The organism is Streptococcus symci (genome assembly GCF_006385165.1).
Lineage (GTDB): Bacteria > Bacillota > Bacilli > Lactobacillales > Streptococcaceae > Streptococcus > Streptococcus symci.
Genome location: NZ_VFJA01000001.1, coordinates 532198 through 552945, shown reverse-complemented (window position 1 = coordinate 552945; position 20748 = coordinate 532198). Strand labels below are relative to the sequence as shown.

The 20748-nt window shown below is 35.5% G+C and carries 13 protein-coding genes; all 13 read right to left on the bottom strand.

Annotated elements, in window-relative coordinates; genetic code table 11:
• Nucleotides 1-245 precede the first annotated feature (245 nt).
• On the bottom strand, nt 246-1157 hold the full coding sequence (locus tag FJN11_RS02575) for a DUF6287 domain-containing protein (RefSeq protein WP_181146379.1): 912 nt from the start codon (nt 1155-1157) through the stop codon (nt 246-248).
• A 596-nt stretch (nt 1158-1753) separates the two neighbouring features.
• Nucleotides 1754-8230 carry a S8 family serine peptidase gene (locus FJN11_RS02570; protein WP_140223984.1) on the bottom strand — a complete coding sequence of 2159 codons (6477 nt, stop codon included), beginning with the start codon at nt 8228-8230 and terminating at the stop codon, nt 1754-1756.
• Nucleotides 8231-8801: 571 nt separating this feature from the next.
• Entirely contained in the window at nt 8802-9587 is a 786-nt protein-coding gene (locus tag FJN11_RS02565) for an ABC transporter permease (protein ID WP_049551691.1), read from the bottom strand.
• Nucleotide 9588: 1 nt separating this feature from the next.
• Nucleotides 9589-10407: an ABC transporter permease gene (locus tag FJN11_RS02560; RefSeq protein WP_140223983.1), complete on the bottom strand. Its 819-nt coding sequence runs from the start codon at nt 10405-10407 to the stop codon at nt 9589-9591.
• Nucleotide 10408: 1 nt separating this feature from the next.
• Entirely contained in the window at nt 10409-11401 is a 993-nt protein-coding gene (locus FJN11_RS02555) for an ABC transporter ATP-binding protein (RefSeq protein WP_020902071.1), read from the bottom strand.
• Between the two features lie 289 nt (nt 11402-11690).
• The gene (locus tag FJN11_RS10800) at nt 11691-13577 is read right to left on the bottom strand and encodes a DNA recombination protein RecN (RefSeq protein WP_239682048.1); all 1887 of its coding nucleotides are present in this window, start codon (nt 13575-13577) and stop codon (nt 11691-11693) included.
• Nucleotides 13578-14051: a hypothetical protein gene (locus tag FJN11_RS02540; protein ID WP_049551694.1), complete on the bottom strand. Its 474-nt coding sequence runs from the start codon at nt 14049-14051 to the stop codon at nt 13578-13580.
• Nucleotides 14035-15015: an ABC-three component system protein gene (locus FJN11_RS10710; RefSeq protein ID WP_181146378.1), complete on the bottom strand. Its 981-nt coding sequence runs from the start codon at nt 15013-15015 to the stop codon at nt 14035-14037. The genes FJN11_RS02540 and FJN11_RS10710 overlap by 17 nt, the downstream gene beginning before the upstream one ends.
• 271 nt (nt 15016-15286) lie before the next feature.
• The gene (locus FJN11_RS02525; protein WP_001019001.1) at nt 15287-16168 is read right to left on the bottom strand and encodes a class II fructose-bisphosphate aldolase; all 882 of its coding nucleotides are present in this window, start codon (nt 16166-16168) and stop codon (nt 15287-15289) included.
• Nucleotides 16169-16308: 140 nt separating this feature from the next.
• Nucleotides 16309-17637 carry a sensor histidine kinase VncS gene (gene vncS, locus FJN11_RS02520; RefSeq protein ID WP_140223982.1) on the bottom strand — a complete coding sequence of 443 codons (1329 nt, stop codon included), beginning with the start codon at nt 17635-17637 and terminating at the stop codon, nt 16309-16311.
• Nucleotides 17634-18290 (bottom strand): response regulator transcription factor VncR, encoded by a 657-nt coding sequence (gene vncR / locus FJN11_RS02515; protein ID WP_140223981.1) that lies wholly within the window; start codon nt 18288-18290, stop codon nt 17634-17636. Before vncR ends, vncS begins: the two co-directional genes overlap by 4 nt.
• A gap of 141 nt (nt 18291-18431) precedes the next feature.
• Nucleotides 18432-19811, bottom strand: coding sequence for an ABC transporter permease subunit Vex3 (vex3, locus tag FJN11_RS02510; protein ID WP_140223980.1), 1380 nt, complete (start codon nt 19809-19811; stop codon nt 18432-18434).
• A gap of 285 nt (nt 19812-20096) precedes the next feature.
• Complete coding sequence (gene vex2 / locus FJN11_RS02505; RefSeq protein ID WP_115904823.1) at nt 20097-20729, bottom strand: ABC transporter ATP-binding subunit Vex2; 633 nt, start codon at nt 20727-20729, stop codon at nt 20097-20099.
• Nucleotides 20730-20748 lie beyond the last annotated feature (19 nt).

The following is a 20748-nucleotide window of genomic DNA, read 5'->3' as shown; positions in this document are numbered from 1 at the left end:
CTCCAATTGCTTTTTTATGAACTTGAGTTATCTGATAGTGACGCCTCACGTCCCTTACAAAAATCATTATAGCAGAGGTCAGTTTCAAGAACAAGTTCTTTTGCCTATCTGGTCTCTATATCAGTCTAAGTGGTTGAAGTGTTAAGATAAAAGAAAAGAAGCCCTAATGAGCTTCTTCATTCTAGCGATTGCAACAGTATTTCTGAACTAAAACAATCGAAAGTTAGATTCTAAACTAGTTTTTTCTAGTTATTATTTTTCTTTTCCTTAGATTCTAGAGAAGTTTTGATTGCTTCGCGTTCAGCCTGTAGTTGAGCTAAATGTTTCTCTTCTTCCTCAAGTTTACTAGTATCTGGTTTTACACGATAATAAACATCTTCTGGTCTCGACAATATCGCTTCATACTGCTGTCCTGCAAACAGTCTCTCCTCGTCATGATTGCTTTTATCTGTCAGTTTTCCATCATCACCAGGTTGCATGACAACTCCACTTGGTACGGCAACTACCACAAATCCTCCTGCGACAGAACCTTTAGTGTGTGCACTTAGACTTTCAACTTCTTTAAAGTTGGAATCTGAACTTCGATTTTTCAGATGAGAGTAACTATTGTCCAATTCAACAGTATATTCAAATTTTTGACCATCTCTAAAGCTAGTTATATAAATTTCACCAGACTCATTAATGACATATTCATTGCCCGACGGTGTACGCCATGTGCCCTTCAAACTTGATAAATCATTATTTCTTAATGCTTCAATATCCAGTTTCGGAACTGCAGTTTCTTCTTTTAACTTGTCAACTACCTTCTCTGATTCAGAGACCTTGCTATCTAAACTGGTTAGCTGTTCCTTGAGTTTTTGAATCTCCTCTTCTTTCTTCTTCTCATTCTCAGACGCTTTCGAAGTATCTATCGCTTCTTTACTTGTGTTCTCTTTTTTAGCAACTGAAGAAATGGCTTCATTTGACTCTTTCTTTTCGTTAGGTGATAATAAGAAGAGGCTTGCTAGGATTGCAACGACCAAGAGACTAATGGCAATGCCAATATAGACTTTTATTTTAAAAAACTTGCCCCTAATCTTAGATGGAGAAGATCCTTTCACTACCTTCGATACAGTTGATTTCGGACCATTTTTCTCTTCAAAATGTTTCTTATTCATAGTATTCCTCCTATTTTTAACTATATTTCATCTATATCTTAGACAAATTCGCAAGGTTTGTCAGTATCCATGAATGGATGGGTTTTCAAAAGAAAACCAATCAACTAAACCTTAAATATTGGCATCAATAGAATCATACATTAAATTCTATATCGAGTTTATTAACATAAATTATACCATAATTCTTAAGAATTTTATATATTTTTATAGTCTAACTATGATAATTAAAGTGAGCTATTCTTTCATATTATTCACTTATATTTATAAAAACTCTGATAGGTGTAGTTTCTTATCATATTTCATATAGACTGTACTTCATCAAATAAATCTTGAGTTTTTAATATAATTGTAAAAGCACAATTTTAAATATATAGTTCGATACTGTATTTTATGAAATTGGTAAAATCCAAAAAATCTTCCTATTTTTAATAAGAAGATTTTTTGTTATCTAAATGAAGGCCATTAATACATTCTAAGAGTTTATAATTGTCAATGTAAACTTAAGAATTAAGTATTAAATAGTAATTGTCAACAAACTGTTTAACCATCACAGTATCTAATCTCAACACATAAACATTTTTTCTATAGATTTTGTCTTAATCTTGATCTTTTTTCTTCAATCCAAGAAGTGCTCCTACTATAAACAATATTCCAGCAATAAATGGTGTAAGAACTGCTCTAACTGTTCCGGTTTTTGGCAACCTGTCAGAATGGTTAGTATCCGACTTACTATCAATGTTAGTATGTTTATTAGCTATGTTCGCTTGTTTATTAAGATAGACTTCCTTCTTATTTTCAAAGTTTTTATCAAGAACTGTAATTATAACATCCTTAGTTGAATCAGATTTTTGTGAATGATTTGCTCTTTGTAAGTCCTCTTTTCTATTACTTTGATTTACTTGCGCCTTATCTTTCTTTTTAGATACATCAAAAGTAGGTTTATTTTCCTCTTCCTTTTTCTCCTCTATTTTCTTGAATACAGGTTTTATAAGGGTATCTTTTGATAGATTGATAACATAGCCAGCATCTTTTTTCCCTTCGAAACCAGAAATTTCCCAGCCATCAAATTGATATCCTTTTTCTAATTCACCCTTATAGACAGGTAAAATGAAATCTTCTTCCGACACTATCGTTGAACTCATTTCTTTTCCATTTTGAATGGTCACAGTTACCATCTGAGGTTTTAATTCACTTACCTCTCCCGTATCTTTGTTTAAAATGAATTCTTTTACGGTCGTATTTCTTGCAAAATCTTTTACAACTATCTTAATGTTTAGTGTCTTATCTGCTATTTGTTTAATATCAGCAAATGATTTATATTCTTTTCCATTTACATAAATATGTTGTTCTTGAATCTCACCATCGAATCCATTATTTCTTTTATCATTGATATTAAAGACTACAGATTTTCCCTTAGCATATTCGATACTAGTATTTCCTTTTGGATCAATGTTTACTTCTGGTTTAACATTATCATATAAAAATTGATAGTGTACTCCAACCGCTTTCGCATTCAAATCACTATAGCCAGTTTGAAGATAAACGTTTCCATCCATATCAGTTACCTTATCTGGGAATCCGTTTGCTTTATAGTCTTTCATCCCCCAGTCCATGATGTCACCATCTTTAACATTAAGCTTAATGTTAAAATCTCTAGTGTTATCAATGTGTAAATCTCCATAGATTAAATAATTATCTACAACCGATTCATTAACTCTCAACTCCCAGTTAAAACCACCCTTATCAGAAATCTTACCTCTTAAATAGAATTCTGGATTTCGTACATAAATTTTATTAGATTTAGATGGATTAAAGTAGTTCTTGTCCATTGAAAGATTTACTGGTTTTGCATCAATAAATAATGTAGAGCCATCTTCTTTTATAGCTTCTACATTGGACTTATCCTCTCCTGTGTACTCTTTACCATCCTTACCAAATAATACCAGTTTAGAAGAATCTGTAACAAGATTTCCATCTTTATCGATTGCTTCCCCTTTATCATTCATTTTAAAGGTAAACACTTGATACCTTACAATGTTAAAGCCGTCCAAAGCCGACATTAATACTGATTGAGTACTTCTTCCATCTTCAACATTTCTACTATCAGCATAAATTATTTTTTCTGATAAAACTCTTAGATTAGGATTGGCCTTTTGTATTTTTGCTATATCTTCCTGGCTATAGACTCCATTTCCTTCTAACATGTCCGTTTTTCCAGGATTATAGGTAGTCACTTTTAGTGCATAGCCTTTTCTTAGAATGATGTTATCCTTTAATAGATATTGTTGTTTTTCCGAATCAGAATAGATCTTCCCTGTTTCCATTTCCGTTAAATTGGTTGGTTTATTTTTTGAAAGATCTCCTTCTCCTAATTCTATTACATTCCCATAACTTGATGCATAGGGATATTCCGTTTTAGTTTCCTTATTTTTTTCAGGCATTCTAATTTTAGTCTCAGCTTTTATCTGATCATCATCTTTAACAAAGAATCTCATATCTCCTGCAAAAGCTAAACCATCCACAATATCATTAACATTAGCGTATAAATCAAATGTCATCGTTTTTGAATGCGAATCATACTTGGTCGTTTTGATTTCTATCGATTTATAGTTATTTCCATAATATACCTTGGCATTTTTAGAAACATTACTTATCTTTCCAAGAATTTCAAAGTGTCCATCTTTAGATGGGCTTAGAACACCATAAATTTTTGATTTGATTTCGTCAAGTTTTTCAGTTTCATATTCTAAGGCACTACCATCGTCATAAGCAATGATATTTCCCTTATCATCGTATTTATAATCGTATTCCTCTATTCTCTTACCAGTTTCACTTGTAAAGTCATCAACTTCTCTAAATTTCTTTTTAATGAGTTTTTTTAAGTCTTTGCTTTCAAAATCTCTAATTGTTGAAATGGCTTTATTGATAGTAAAGCTAGATTTTTCTTCGATAGACTCTTCATTTCCTTGATGATGTTCTACCTCAGTTGTATCTTTTTTAAGACTATCCTCTTTTCTATTTTCTAAATTTTTAAATTTAGATTCAGAAATCTCCCCAAGTTTTTGGTATTTAGATGAATCTTGATCAGGATCTACTAGATAATAAGAAATCATCCCCTTTTCATCAGCATGATCAGCAAATTTAATTCTATGAATCTTTGTGAAATTGCTAGAGCCATCTAATGCAATGACTTCAATGATTTTTCCTCTTAAATCTCCTGCACCTTTAATTTCATAAATGGTATTTCCGTCTTTGTCAAGTTTCCTATTTCTTCCTTGACCCTCACCTGCATAAGTTACTTCAAGATTTTTCTCAACCTCTCCATCTTCATTAACCAGAGCAGCTCCTGCATACCAAACTTCGTTGGCAATCTCGTCAAATTTTTCAGGATGTTCTTTCTGATCTCTCGCAAATAGCGTTTCATTCTTGTATTGCTCTTTTACCTTGTGATAAGTATCCTTTGTAATCAGCTTAATTTTTTCAGGATTTGAAAAATCAACAGAAACAATCTTAGGGGCTGTGTTATCAATTTTTACAGGAATATAGGAAACCTGCCATGGGTAATCCTTGGTTAATCTATATTTAAATTTATAGAAATATTGACCTTCTGCAATTGGTTCAAATTGACCTCTTATCTTAGTAGCAGGATCTTTGGTATCCTTGCTTTCTGGTGCATTTTCTTCTTTCCCTCTAGGGTTATAGATGAGTCCATCCCATTTCAAGTCACCCCAAACTTTTAGTTTAGAAGATTTGATTCCCTTTGCATCATTTCTTTTAGAGTTTAAAATTCCTTTAATAAAGTGTTCTCTCGAAATGACTTTTAAGTCGATTTGATTTTCTCCCTCTTTATTTGTATTTACTATTGAAATCAATCCTTCTTCTGCACTTCTTAATACAAGTGGAGAAGGCGTTAATCCTCTCTCAAGTTGAGCATCTTGAGGATTTCCATTTGAATCTAAAGGATAAATTTTAGCGATCTTAGAACCACTTGATGATGGTGCGTTGATCCCTTCGTTATTGAAAGCAAATAATTCTGGATTTTGGTCTAGAGATGTTGTATTTTTATCTTTTCTATTTTGTATAACTCCTGCTGGATTAAATTTATCTATACCATGTTCTCCACCAATCCCCTTATTTAAGGTTCCTGGAATTTTCGGTTTACCATCATCATCATAACCTTCCATTGTTTTTGATTTTGAACCTTCTTCCCAGGCCCATTTATCAAGGATTGGTTCGTGGTTCCAATTTCCAGCAAATCCCATTAGAGGCATCGACAAAGAAGGTTGGAAATTTGTTTTCTTCCCATTGGAGTTTAGAGCTTCCATTTCTTCCACTGACTCAAAATGAATAAATGATTCTACAAATTTATTTTTATTTTTAGCCTCTCCAACGTTTATAACCGCATTTAAATCAAAGCTAGAATTTGGGCCTATAGTGAAAGTGTCATGCTCAAATGTAATATTTGCTCCTTTGACTTTTTCTGGGTGAATTTCTGGAACAATTTGCTTCCCATCTGGAGATTTTTCATCTTTATATGTTTCATCCAGTTTGAGTCTATCAGTTAGAGCATCTGTAGTTACGGTTGATGCTGAAACTTTAAAGGTCAAAGGTCTGTTTGATGTATTGTGAAGCTTAATTGTAAAATATTTTTTATCTCCTTTTATTTCTTTAAGAGAAATAGAACCATAAGAGTTTACCAAGCCTTTAGAATCCGTGTTTTTAAAAGTCGCTACAACTTCATTTCTCAATGCATTGGCCACATTAATTAGCCCTGCCCCCTGTTGTCTAGGTGATGCAAAGTATTGACTTTTTTCTTTCCAAGACGTTGCATCCATCATAGGGCGTGCAGTATTTTGTAGGGCTATTTTTGTAAGACTTGTAAGATCTATTTTGTCATCTCCCTTAAGATTTTTCAATACAGGTCTTTCAAGCATTTCCTTTAACTTTGGTCTAATCAAAACAGTAGAAGCTGCTACGACTGGAGTTGCCATACTAGTTCCTGACATATAGCCATAAGTTGATTTCCCATTAATGACATTGAGAGTGGATTTAATGTTTTTACCAGGTGCTGAAACATCAGGTTTTAAAAGTAAATCTGTTCTCGGTCCCCAAGATGTGGATCCTGCTGGGACTATAATATCTTCTTTATACAGTTCTTTGTCTGTGTCAGGTGCAAACTTAAAGTCAATCTCTTTTTCGTCACCTACATTCGGTTTATTAGAATTATAGCTTGCCATATCAATTGGATAGTATTGCTCCAATTTATCTTTAAAATCTTCTTTATTATTTCTTTTGACTTTAGTTTTTTTATCAGGGTTAATCATGTTCCATAACTTTACACCATCATCTCCTGAAATTGAGAAAACTTGACTAGTAGTTCCTTCATCCTCCTCATATCCCATAGCTGGGAGCTCTGTCCAATTATCTCTATTGTAGTAATTTACAGTATTTACAACCATAATGGCGCGTGCGCCCTTATCCGTTGCTCGTTTAAAAGCATTTTTTAAATCCTTTGTATAAATTCTATCCATTACTGCAATTTTGCCCTTAAGATCCAAACCTATCAAATCTTGGTCTTGACCTTTGCCTATATATACAAATTTCAATTTACTAGGAGCTTTTGAACCATCTTCGTTTGTTATGATTTTATTCTTATCGAAAAAGGCCCCTATATTTCTGTATTTAAAACTTTCTCCTCCAATCTTAACTTTGTCAAACTCAACTGTTTGATTTTTAGCAGAAGCAACTGCTATCGCATCTTCATGTGCTGCAGTTCGTGTTACATTTCCAGTGTCGGTCATTTTCAGATTATTATTTGCCACTAAATCCCATGAAGAACTTGAAGCAGAAGTTGCATAGTTACCCGTAGCTACAACCATTGGAATGCCTGCTTTTCTTAATGCTCTAATAGCTTGCCAATATTTCTCACCTACAAGACCTGTCCCTGTAAAGCCAGATGATACCGAAACAACATCAACATTGTGTTTGATGGAATCTTCAATAGCATGAAACATTGTTTCATCTCCTGCGAAGCCAGACCCTGCGTCAGAGTACATTTTATAAGAAAAAATCTGTGCATTAGGAGCAATTCCATCTATTCCGTTAAAGTTTTTGATATCTTTTTCAGTATCATTTCCCGCAAGAATCCCAGCAATATGCATCCCATGTGGATCAAAATAATCGCTTCCATCATCAGCTTTTTCTACAGTAATTTTACCACCATTATAATAATTGAAAGCATGAGGAATTTTATCACTCAACCAGAAATTTTTATCAGTACCCTTTAAGTCTTCTTTTTTAAATCTCATTGAGTCTTTGGCATCATCATCGATTCTCATAGCCTTATGCCTATAATCTGTCCCCGTATCGATGTTTGAAATAACCATACCCCGACCATCAAAGTTTTTCCCAAATGGTGCATTGATAGATTTTAGGTAATCGATTGCCTCTTCAACTCCAATTTCTTTTCTAGCATGATTCATCATAGGTTGGACTTTTTGTGACCTTTCAACCGATGAAATACCTTCTATTAGTTTAATTTTGTCCAGAGTATCTTTGGTTGTTTCAATAGCACTACCGTTAAAAATTCTATCATAAGTATATAAAACTTTTGTATTCTTAAGATTTGATAGTTCCTTGATTGCTTTTTCTCCAGATTCTTTATCTTTAAATTCAGCAATATAGACAAGTCTATCTTCTTTTTTGGGATTTTCTGTGTCTTTACTTGCAGACGAGTCTGCATTATCTCCTTTGTATTGATTGGAATCTTCTTTTTTGATTGTTGCTTTTTCATTGTTAGTTTTATTGTCTATCACAGATTCTTTACTAACAACTTCTTTTTCCTCAATAACTGTTGTTTTCTTCTCTTCAGTATCCTTTGAAGTTTCTATAGCATTATGAATATCTTCATGTTTTTCTTTGTTTTCTTTTTGTTTATCTACTACTTTTTCTTTATCAGAGATACTTAAAGCATCTTCAGAACTAGATGTATCTGCTAAGACTACCTCATTAGGGACATATGCTGCTAAAATAACTGCAGCTGTGGTTAATGACAATACTGTACTTTTTTTCATTTTAATTCCTTACATATTTATTTAACTTCCAATAGATAGAAAACTTTAACTTTGCTAGCCTTTGTTATAAAAAGTTTTACTAAGTATTATCTAGGAAATAGAGTAGTACATTTATATATAATTGTTAGCTCTCTGAAAAATAGTATATCAATTAAAAAAATTTAAGTCAAGAAAAATTAAGTGGTGTTAATTTTATTTTTAATATGTGTTAAAAAAGATATAAAAATTTCGTACTTAACTGAGATACATTATAAGCACATTCACACCATCAAAAATAGTAGCAATCAAGTTGAAGCACTACCAGAGTTACAAAAACAGACATAATTGATGCAATAACAATGTTGTGTAACAACATAAATAACCGATAAGAACTAGGCTTAACGGTTATTATATACTTATCTAATTTTTTTCAAATCTTCAGTCATATGTTCACCTGTGACCTAGACTTTACGACTCTCTTGCTCTAGCGACTGAGCTAAATCGGCGATTTCAATTATAGTATAGAAGTCAAGAAATTTTCATCTCTATTAAAAAAAGCCTGTCCTGAGACAAGGCTTTGATAGTATTTAACTTAAGAACCCGCACTTTCGTAGGCATCTAAGCCCCTATCCCAAAGTTTAAGGGAAATGACAAAGAAAACAAGGGAAATCAACATCAAACCTCCGATGTTAAAAAAGACATCCTTGTCCTGCAAGAAATAACTAGCAGGATAATAGGCCGTAAAGGCAAAAGGCACGATAAAGCTAATCAACCAACGAAGGAGAGAATTGTAAATAGAAATCGGGTACTTAGCAAAATCATTAAACATATAGAAAATGTAAATCATGGCACCTGACTGCTTAGTCCAAAAAGCAATACTGGCTGTCGCGATCTTCAAGGAAGTATAAATCAAGGTCGCAAATGGTATGCAGACTAGGAAAAGTAAAAATTTTGGAAAGCTCCAGGCAATACTAGTCACTGTTGTTCCCAGTAGGATACCACCGACCAAGAGCTCACCCAAGGCATCAATCTGAAAGGTCTCAACCAAGATGTGAAAGAGAGGATTGATAGGACGAGTCAGATACTTATCAAATTCTCCTTTTCGCACCAAGCGTTGCCCCAATGCCCAGAGATTATCAAAAAAGAGATGGTCCAAGCCCTTGGGAATCAAGGAAAAACCATAGATAAAGGCAATTTCTTGAAAAGTCCAGCCTTCTAGGGATGGAATGTGTTGAAAGATGACATTGAGAAACAAGAGATTCAAGCCTTGGGTCAGAAAAACTCCCAAGACACCAACAACAAAATCGACCTTGTACTCCATGATTTGTTTGATGTATTGTCTGATAAAAATTAGATGCATGCGTTGATATTTTTTCATACTAACCTCCCTGAATGGTGATAAAGGACTGAACTCGTTTCCAAATCAACTGAGACAAACCCACCATCACTAAGAGCCAGAAAAACTGCAAAGCGAGTGCCTGAAGAATCTGACTGGCATTGTATTTCCCAACAATAATCATGACTGGCGTGTAAATCAAGGATGAAAAAGGCAGGAAGGAGAGAATATCTGAAACGACCTTTGGAAAGAAAACCAAAGGTATCAAACTTCCAGACATAAAGGCTACCAAGGAAGTTTTGAGTAGATTGGACCCCCAAAGATTTTTAAATACAAAGGCCGAAAACCCAAAACAGATATTAAAGAAAAAATTAATCAGGTAGGCCAGCGTTAAGCTAAAAAGATAAAGGACAGTTAAGCCCAGAACTCCTATAACCCCTTGACCCGATATGATTTTCATTAACACAATGACACTTAAAAATGGAAGTCCAACACTGATAAAAATTAACCACTTTGACCCAAGCTCCGTAAAGAGGTAAGAAGCCGCAAAATGCACTGGTCGCAACAAACGCATAATAATGGACCCATCCTTGACCTCCTCCCCGATCATAAAGGAGCTATCAGACCTAGTCAGAAGATTAGTCACAAAACTCATGATGATGTAGAGGGTGATATCTGCCATACTAAAGCCCTGAATCAAGGACTCCTGCGAGGAATCAAAGACTGCCTTCCAGAGATAGAAAGTCACAAAAGCTCCCATCACATCGCCAATCCGATAAAGAATAAAGTTAACTCGATAGGTAATCAATTCCTGAACACCTGCATTTATAAAGGGTTTATAACGTCTCCACAATTTGACCATTTTAGAGCTCCTTTCGGTAGAAGCGACGGATAATATCCTCAATATCCGTATCCACCATCTTCAAATCGCGGATTTCAAAATCAGACAGGGTTTGCTTGATAATATCAGCTGACTGGTAGCGTGAACTATCAAATTCAATATTAAGGCTATTTCCTTGTTTATCAACAGTCATATCAGGTAGTCCTTCATAGTGAGAAACAAGATGACTTTGACCTGGCACCAGTTCAAAGGAAAGAGTCTTCATCTTGCCAAAGGTTTCCTTGAGCTGACTCACCGTTCCATCAAAAATCTCCTGCCCCTTGTCAATCATGAAAATCCGATCACAAAGTTGCTCAATATCACTCAAATCGTGAGTAGTCAAAAGAATGGTAGTTTCTTCCTCCTGATTAATCTGAGTAATGGCCCGTCGAATGTTATCCTTGACCGAAACATCCAAACCAATGGTCGGCTCATCTAAAAAGAGAACCTTGGGATTGTGGAGCAAGGAAGCTGCAATATCCGCCCGCATCCGTTGTCCCAGCGAAAGAGTTCTCACGGGATCCTTGATAAAGTCCTTCAAATCCAAGACTTCATTCAAAAAATCCATGCGCTTATGGAAGAGCGAATCTGGCACATCATAAATCTCTTTCAAGACCGTGTAGGTCTCTTGTAGCGCCAAATCCCACCATAGCTGGGTTCTTTGTCCGAAAACAACCCCAATATCTTTGACATAATCTTGGCGATTATCCTGGGGAATCTTGCCGTTAATTCGACAAAAACCAGATGTTGGTTTCAAAATCCCTGTCAGCATTTTAATGGTTGTCGACTTCCCAGCACCGTTAGCACCGATAAAGCCCAAAATTTGCCCTTTTGGCACCTCAAAAGTCAAATCCTTGACCGCTTCAAAGGTCTGCTTTTCAGGATGAATAAAGGAGCGCAAAGCCCCCTTCAAGCCCGGTTCCTTAACAGTCTTCACAAAATTTTTCTGAAGATGTTCCACTTCTATCATTGCCATATCTATCTCCCTATGCAAGGAATAGCAACATTGTATTTTTGACTACAAATATTCTAAAGCCTTACTTTCTACACCTTCTATTATTACAGAAGACTTTATACCAACCTATTATAGTCCAATAAAAACTAGAATGCAAGCGTTTGCCTAAAGTTTATGAAAGTGAAATTTTTTCTCTTAAAATAATACTTTTAATCAAAAATTCTGGTTTCATCGTTTCCTTAAAACACACAAAAACCTGCCCAGAAGGGCAGGATAGATATTTGACTGAAAATTAACAATTTGAAATCTATTAAACACGACCATAATCATCAATCAACCCATCATGACCATCAGAAGAAAATTCTTTAACAATATAATCTAGTGAAAAATCTGATGGATAACCATTATTTACAACAATTAACTGAAAATCATTTTTACATTCTTTTCCAAGCTGAAGAAAATAATTAATTATAGATTCATATATTTTTTCGTCTCTAAACTCTGTACTTGTCGAGGAAGCCCCTAAGTTTTTCCTAGGAGTATCAATCATCAACAATCCTAAATGGTTACCAGTTTGCACTTTTGAACAAATCATTATTGATAGGTAATATGCCATTGTTATCAGAGTTACAGCTCCTAAACTACCTAAATCACTGTATTTACGGCCCCTCACATAAGGTAAATAACTCTTTGTATCAATATAGGCTTCATATAGATTTGGAAACTCAAAAGATGATAATATAGTTGAAAATGTTTCAGACAGTTGTTTCAACTTGTCCTCTTTGGCATCCTTATATTTTTGGCGTTCAATTTGTTCTTCTATCCCTTCAACTTCTATCCTCTTTTCAGAAAGCAACATTTCCAACTTTGTAAGTTCCTCAATAAATTTCAGGCTCTCATTTAGAGATTTCTTTTCTTCATATAATTGACCGCTTTTAATTGATAGTAAACTAATTTCTGTAGCCAAGGGATTTATATATTGTCTGGTTAAACTATCTAACTTCTCTTCATCAGAATTAATATTATCCTGTAATTTGTTTATTTCTAGGCCTACTCTAATATTTTTTTCCTTTTCTGAATCAATATAAGTGTGAAGCTCCTTTTTCTTTTTTGTAAGTTTTTTTCGCTCCTTTTTCAAATCGTTGATTTCAATTACAATATCATCCATATTCTGATGACACAATAAGCAACTCGCTTCTTCGTGAAGTGAAATCGGTCGTAAGCAATTTGGACAATACAAGTATTCATATTTATTAATAGCTTTGATACCTGCTATCTGTTCATTAATTTTTTCAATATCAGAAAAATATTGATTCTCTAGTAACTGTAATTTTTGTATATACTGTTCTTGATCTGAAAATTTATTTCTTAGATTACTTAACTTTTCTTTTTGAACACTAATAAATACTACCAATTCATTGACATCATTTCCCACTTCTGTTTTCAGAATATCCGATTTATATTTTTCTATTTTAGAATTAATCTCCTCTAGTTTAGAATCAATGTCAACAGATTTAGCTTGCACTGTTTCATAGTCCTCTATCTCTGCAGTTTTTAGAAATTCTTTTACAGCACCATATCTAATCTCTTTTACCTTTAAGTTCTCTTTTTCAATTTTAAGACTCTGTTGCAGATCAGCTAGTAAACTATCATAGATATCTAAAATAATCTCAAATGTTGCTTTTTCTTTTCCATTATGCACCCAGTTCTGCTCATTAAGAATATTTTCATTATCAATTTTTGTCTGTTTTAGATATGAAAATTTAAATAAATCTCTAAAACTAAAATCATCTCCTCTAATGGTTAAATTAGTTAGATTAAGTTTCGATAACAAAAAGTATGATAATGATTTTTCATTTGAAGGAGCATCAATTTCCAAGACACGCGCTTGTGCAAATTTTTCTTTGACACTATCGTAAGTCTGTAAAAGAACAGGTTCTTTAAAAGCTGACAATGGTCTTTTAATCTTATATAGATTCTCTGATATATAAAATTCCAATTCCACATCCGTACAACTTTCTCCAATTTCTATATACGATTTATGATTCTTTTTCCCAAAAGAATAATCTATTAATTCTAAAATTGCAGTTTTTCCCGTTGAAGTTGGTCCCGAAATATAATTTAATCCTTTATGAAAATGAACCTCATAATTTTTTCTCACACCTATTAATCTAAGTGTCTTTAACAATAGTTTCATTTAATTACCTCGTATACAATCTAATTTACTCTGTATCATGATCTGTCCAGCTGATACTGTTTTATTTAATACTTTAGAAACTATAAAATCACAAGACTGTAGTATCTTGCTCCAATCTATCCCTTCTTCACTAAATAGTTCAATAACAAATTTCTCTCCTTTATCTGTAATGAAATATCTGTTATTCAAAGAGTTCAATGTAATAATATTTCTAGCTAATAAATCTGCAAGAACTGCATTATACAGTTTATAATTAGGTTTCCAATGAAAATAAGAGTACTTTATATCAAATCTTCCAAGCTCTATTTCATCAGATATTAATTCTGGAAATTTAAGAAAAAAATCACTAATAATCAATTTTTCTTGAGTTGTATCTTTTTTGTGCTCTTTTCCTAAAATATTCAACAGTATCGCAACCCTATTTCGGGTCAAACAATATTCTTGGAAACTTATATTCTCAATTATCTCCAACATCATTTCCCTCCATATATTTTTCCAACACTGCTATAAAATTATCAACCCAACCTAATTCCTTATCATCAGCAAGCTGATGTAAGATACCCTTTTTAGCTAATAAATTAAAACCACTTATCGGGCTCCCTAAAGTGCTAGAATCTAAATCTTCGATTCTAAGATAAGTTTGATTTATTAAACAATTACCATCGTTAGGTTGCTTGTATAGACGATATTGGGTCTTCCAAATAGAATGTATCTTCTTTCTTAAATTATCATATTGTTTTTTCCCATTGATGTCATCTTTGCTTAAAGACTCATGTCTAGCAATTTCTGCATTATAAAAATCAACTTTGAAATCGTCAACTTCGTCTATTCGTGCACTCTTCAACATTGATATAAATATAGTATCATTGTACATTTCTGAGATTTCTTCTATCTCATCTTCTCCATATAATATTTCTTCGTAAACCCTTTTATTACTGGCTTCAATAGACATTTTAATCTGTTCTAAATCATTTCTGATATCATCATCAAATGTTGATTTATAACTGCTACATTTCTTAAATTCTTTTAGTAAAAAAGCTCCATCACACAACTCTATCTTTATTTTATGTTCAGCCTTCATTTTACTTTTCCATCTTGACCACCATAATAGCTCATTTATATTTAGGCCTATTGGTACACATAAATACCAAGAAGAAATATTGGGATGCTTGGTAATCACTTTTCTAAACGATTCTCTAATTTGTTGTTTCTGTGAATCTCCAATCCCATCAATAAAAAATTTACACTGATAAATTGATGGTCTGTTATCTAAGTCACCAACTAGAACATCGATGCCATCATCTCCTTGTGATACCACAACCTCCTTCGCTGAAGGTCCAAATTCTTCTTGAAATACCTCAACACATATCTTTTCAAATTTTTCTCTTGCTCCTGGTAATGTATATTTAGCGACTAAATATTTAAAATCATATTCCATCAAATCACTCCTTAAATAATTAATCCTCAAATTAGAAATAATCAAACATAAAAAAGTAGTACTATTATTTTATTCACTTCATAAATCTATATTATAACCTCAATATTTATTTGTCAATAAAAATATCATATTATCCATAACAAATGTTATATTCTAAATTTCTATAAAATCAATAATTAGTAAATAATATTTACATAATCTCCAATTTAAATCATTGGAACACCAAAAAACCCACCCAATGGGCAGGTTCTATCTGTATTGTTCAGCTAGATTAAGCTTTACCTTCTGAACCGAATACGTCGATACGTTCTTCAACTGATGCTTGGATAGCTTTTACACCGTCAGCCAAGAATTTACGTGGGTCGAAGAGTTTTTTCTTGTCGTATTCTGCTTCGTTTGCTTCGTAGTCACGAGCAAATTTACGAGTTGCGTTAGCGAATGCGATTTGGCATTCAGTGTTAACGTTAACTTTCGCAACACCAAGTTTGATAGCTGCTTGGATTTGCTCATCAGGAATACCTGATCCACCGTGCAATACGATTGGGAATCCAGGAAGAGCTTCTGTCAATTTTTGCAAGTGGTCAAGGTCAAGACCTTCCCAGTTTGCTGGGTAAGGACCGTGGATGTTACCGATACCAGCTGCCAAGAAGTCGATACCAGTTTCAACCATTGCTTTAGCGTCTTCGATTGGAGCCAATTCACCTTTACCGATGATTCCGTCTTCTTCACCACCGATAGTACCAACTTCAGCTTCTACTGAGATACCTTTAGCGTGTGCTTTTTCAACAACTTCTTTAGCCAATTTAAGGTTTTCTTCAACTGGAAGGTGTGAACCATCAAACATGATTGAAGTGTAACCAACTTCGATACACTCAAGTGCATCTTCGTAGTGACCGTGGTCAAGGTGGATAGCTACTGGTACAGTGATACCCATTGATTCAACAAGGTTAGCGATCAAGTTGCGAGCAACTTTGTAACCACCCATGTATTTAGCAGCACCCATTGAAGTTTGGATCAAAACTGGAGCTTTTTTAGCTTCTGCTGCGCGCAAGATAGCTTGAGTCCACTCAAGGTTGTTTGTGTTAAATCCACCAACTGCATAACCGTTGTCACGAGCTGCTTGGACAAATTTTTCTGCTGAAACGATTGCCATTTTATCAGGCCTCCTGTATATTTTTATGGGTCATCCCATTTACATTGTTCATTTTATCACTTTTTGACAAAAAAATCTAGTTTTTCCCGCAGTTTCGATTGAATTTCTTCTAGCTTCATCTATGTAAACCCTTTCTCTCCCTAGTCTTGAGCGACTTTTGGAAAAGCTATAAAGAATGTTAAACGATTCTCTTGCATTTCAAAACGATAAGCTAATTTTTCATGTTCTAATAGACTCTTGACCACAAAGAGCCCCATCCCAGATCCCTTGGCCTTGCGACTAGCATTGTCAGAAAAAGATTGAGCTAGTTTTTCTTGTTCTTCTGGACTGCAGCTATTTTCTATAAAGAGTTCTCCTTCTCTTTCTCCAATGCAAACTAAGCCACCTGGAACAGAGTGCTTAATGGCATTGCTGATGAGATTAGACAGGATTAACTTCATAACTGATGGGTTTAGATAAGCCTGCTGATGGGTTAGGCTAATGTCTACCTGAAGTTCTCTCTCCTTGGCTAGTAAGGCATAATCCTTAACCAGACTTTGCGTCATCTGGTATAAGTCAATTTGTTCCCTATCATCTCGTAATTCCTGCACAGACGAGAGAGAAAGTATCTGGAGAACGTGATGATTGAGCTCATCCACAATCCCCAAGGCAACTCCCAGATAGTGGTCTCTATCCTTATAGCGACCGATGTTTTCCTGCATATTTTCAATCAAGATTTTGAGACTAGCCAGTGGTGTTTTCAATTCATGAGAAGCCCCTCGAAGAAATTCAACCTTCATCTTTTCCAGCTGGAGAATGGCTTCATTCTTGTCATGCAAGTCCGCAATGACAGTCAAGAGGTGCTGGTAAAGGCTATTGATTTGTTCCTTTAGATCACCAATCTCATCCTTAGAATCCACGCGCAAACGCACTTGGGCATCTAGTTCCATCATCCGACGGGTTACCCGCTTGATTTCCAAAATCGGAGCAACAATGGTTCGAGCATAGATGTAGGCCACCAAGAGGGAAATCAGAAAGGATGCCAGCAAGGTATAGGGGAGAAATTGGAGACTGATTTGCTCTGCTTCCTTTTGCAAATCCATGGAAGCTAGAAACTGGAGAGTCATGATGCCACCGTCTTGCGTTGTCACCTCCCGCTCCTCGATAAAGAGAGAGGTTGTCTGGCTGTCCGTATCCAGAGGAAGGCTGTCCTGAACTTCTAACTTATCCTCAGTCATCTCTCCCTTAACGGCCCCCTTGATATCACTAGTCTGGGAATATAGGTCTAACACTTGCTCAATACTCTGCCTATCCTTACCTTCTAGGGACTGGGCAATGGCTGTCGCTTTCTGGCCAATGCTTTCCTGCCGATGACTCAGATAAGTCGAGGGAAAGAGAAAATAAATGGCTAAATGAAGGCAAATAACTAGAACACTAAAAATCGAGAAGGTGTAGATAAATATCTTTGTAAACAAACCTGTTCGTTTCATTTTCGCTCCAATTTATAACCAACATTGCGCACAGTGAGGATGCAGTCCAGGTCTAGTTTTTTCCGTAATTCCTTGATATAAACATCAATGACACGGTCAAAGGGAACCTCATCTGTCGCTTTCCAAACGGCATCGATAATCTGAGAACGAGTCAAGGCTCGTCCTTCATTTTTCACCAGATAGTCCAAAATTTCCAACTCTTTGGCATTGATGGCTACTTCCTCTCCTGCTAGACTTGCACTGTAGCTCTCAAAGTCCACTTGGGTATCCTTATAGGAGAAGATTCGTCCCGTATCGTAGTAACGCTTGAAAATCGCGTCCACCCTCACTTTTAAGAGGGAAAGGGAGAAAGGTTTTTCCAGATAGCCATCTGCCAGAGAGGCAAAGGCACTCATCTTGTATTCCTCATCCTGAAAAGCGGTCAGCATCAAGACAGGAACCTGACTGGTTTTACGAATCTCAGCTAGAACTTCCAGGCCATTGAGCTTGGGCATCTGGATATCCAGTAAAACCAAGGCTACTTCATAGCTGGAAAATTTTTCTAAGGCTTCTTGCCCATCTGCAGCCTCAATGGTCTCATAACCACAATCTGTCAAATAGTCACTGATTCCCTCACGGATCATCTCTTCATCTTCTACAATTAAAATTTTCATAGAAAAATCTTTCACATTCCTTTAAATTTCTTGTAAAGCAACTTGCTTTCATCTTGATAAACAGAGGATTTACCAAGACAAAACAGATAAAAATGCTACCTATATTATACCCCATTTAGGGGAGAATAGGTAGCAAGTTTGTTATTCGCTATCCAGCAAAAGCTCTTTTGGTTGTTTTCTTAGGAGATTGCTTGAAGCAAGCGCCATAACGAGAACCACTAGAACCAAGGCAAGGACAAAGACGATGATAAAGTCTGATGTCTGAATAGAAATATCTAGGCTCGACAAGGTCTTGCTAAAGCCATCTACTTCTGCACCACCACCAAGGTTAGAGGCTTGAGCAGCCTTGCTAGCCTGTTTGGCAACACCTGAAGTAACATTGGCAAGAACAGTATTTCCGATTGCACGCGCTGTGTAATTAGCTAGGAAGTAAGCAGAAACAAGAGCAGGGATGGCAATCAAGATGGATTCGGTGATAAATTGACCCAAGATACTTGCCTGCTTGAGACCAATAGAGAGGAGGATTCCCACCTCCTTGCGACGGGCATTGATCCAAAGACTGAGCAAGAGAGCAAGGAGAAGAACTGAGAAACTCAAGCTACCCCAGAAGAGGAGATTGGCCATCTTGTACATACCAGAGATGGATTGCTCAAGGGCTGGGTAGTTAGATGAGCTCTTAACGAGTGTGTAGCTCTTCCAGTTGATACCGCTGATACCATTCAATTCTTTCATGACATCATCCAAGTTCTTATCCGCTGTTACAAAGAAGGTTGCGTCCCCATAAATAGCTGTGTCTTCTGTGTATCCATAAAGTTTAGCAGCCGTATGGATGTCTGTGATGGCTGTGTTTTCATAGAGTTCTTGTGAATAGGTTACTGCCGACTTATTGTGACCATCAAAGAGTCCCTTGATTGTCACTTCGACTGTTTCCTTGGCTCCTTTTTCATTGTCTGCATCGTAGATATTGGAGTCCAGTTTAACCTTATCCCCGACTTTCCAGCCGTGTTTGGCTGCTAAGTCCTTGTGCAGGAGGATCTTTTCCTTGTCGTCGTTTGTTAAGTGCTCTCCTTCGACAAGTTTATAAGAACCAGAGACAAACTTGTCTTCTTTAGAAGAGTCATTAACACCAGTAATCATCAAGCTACTTCCAAAATGTTTGGCACGGTCAGGAGTCAGATTTTTCTTGGTATCTGGCGTTTCGATGAGTTCATATCCAGTCAAATCTCCGATAGCGTTGATACGTTTAACATAAGATTCGATGGCCTTGTTTTCGGTGATTTTTTTGATGTCCTCACCCTTAATATTCCCAGCACCACGTGGCGTTCCTTGATTGACGCGACGATTGATTTGCATGGAGAAGCTATTGGTGATATTTTTAAAGGTCTCCTGAGAAGCCTTGGCAGTAGCTCCCTTGATTGACAAGCCAACCAAACTCAAGCTCGCCATGAGGAGAATAATCAGGAAGATGACAATCGATTTGAAAAACTTCCTTGTAACATAGGCAAATGCGTTGTGTAACATAGGTTCCCTTTCTAGATTTTGTTCTATTTAAATGTCTTATAACTTATATAAAATAATTTTTTACTATTTCCCTTAGATTGTGCGGACGGGAGCAACTTCCTGTAGGAATTTCATCCCTAATTTTTGAGCCACATGTCTCAAAAATTCCGGTCTAGATAATAACTTTGTTATTATCTAGACTATCACTACTGCGGAAAATAGTTGTTAATGACTCACTTCGTTTATTATTACTATACACGTATCTGGTTACCAACTAATACTATTTTAAAGTTTAATAACTAGATTCTATATTTCAGTCAGTTTCTTATCCTTCAACTCAAGTGTAATATCTGACGCTTGTGCCACTTCTTTGCTGTGAGTTACGACGATCACACATTTACCTGTTTTCTCGGCAAGTGATTTGAGCAGTTCGACAATATCTCCAGCAGTCTTAGGATCCAAATTTCCCGTTGGTTCATCAGCTAGAATAACTGGAGCTTCTGAGACCAAACTACGAGCAATGGCAACACGTTGTTGTTGACCACCTGATAACTGGAGAACATTCCGCTTGATCTGGCTTTCATCCAAACCAAGCTCAAGAAGTGTATCCTTGCTTGCCTTTTTGTTGACCAAGCGGATATTTTCCAGTGGAGAAAGATAATCTATCAAATTATAATTTTGAAAGACCAGGGAAATATGGTGCATGCGATGGTAAGAATACCCCTTCTTACGAATGTCCTCTCCTTGGAAAAGGATAGAACCTTCAACAGGACTATCTAGACCAGCAAGTAGGGACAAGAGTGTGGATTTTCCTGCTCCTGATTCCCCAATAATACTGTAAAATTTCCCAGGTTCAAAATTATAATTGATCTGATATAGGACTGCTTCAGCAGTGTTCTTATAACGGTAGGTAACATCTTGTAATTGTAATAAAGTCATGATTTCTCCTTCTTATACT